Annotated in this window: 1 protein-coding gene; it reads right to left on the bottom strand. The window is 65.8% G+C overall.

Translation table 11 applies throughout. The features are described from left to right. On the bottom strand, positions 1-526 hold a 526-nt coding region (locus EN852_RS34910; RefSeq protein ID WP_135879603.1), incomplete at both ends, for a PDZ domain-containing protein.

Below are 526 nucleotides of genomic sequence, written 5' to 3'. Positions count from 1 at the left end.
CGCGGGTGATCTGCATCAGCACCGCCTTGCGTCCGGATTTGACCGCATCGGCCATGGCCTTGGTGACGTCGTCGGTGCCGTTGACCTCCGCCGAGTTAACCGCGGTGATGACGTCGCCCGGCTGGATGCCGCGATCGGCGGCGGCGCTGTCGGGGTCGACGTCGGTCACCACCAGACCCTTGCCGTTTTCAGACTTGGTGACGGTGAGGCCGAGATCGGCGAGCGTGTCCGGCTTTGCCGGAGCGGAGGGTTGCTGCTGCTGGTCGCCCGATGCCTGCTTGTCGCTGATGGGCAGTTTGCCGAGATCGACCTTGACCGTCTGGCTCTTGCCGTCACGCCACACGGTGACGTCAACCGATTTGCCCGGCGAATAGGCGCCGATCAGGCGGGCGAGTTCCTTCGGCGAGGCAACGTCCTTGCCATCAACCTGGGTGATGACATCACCCGCGGTGATGCCGGCCTTCTTGCCGGGACCGTCGTCCTGGGCGCTCGAAACCAGGGCGCCGCTGTTGGACTTCAGACCGAG

Origin of the sequence: Mesorhizobium sp. M2E.F.Ca.ET.209.01.1.1 (assembly GCF_004010375.2) — a bacterium.
In the GTDB taxonomy this organism is placed as follows: Bacteria; Pseudomonadota; Alphaproteobacteria; order Rhizobiales; family Rhizobiaceae; genus Mesorhizobium.
Note: the sequence above shows the minus strand (reverse complement) of the source record. Positions and strands in the feature narration are given on the sequence as shown.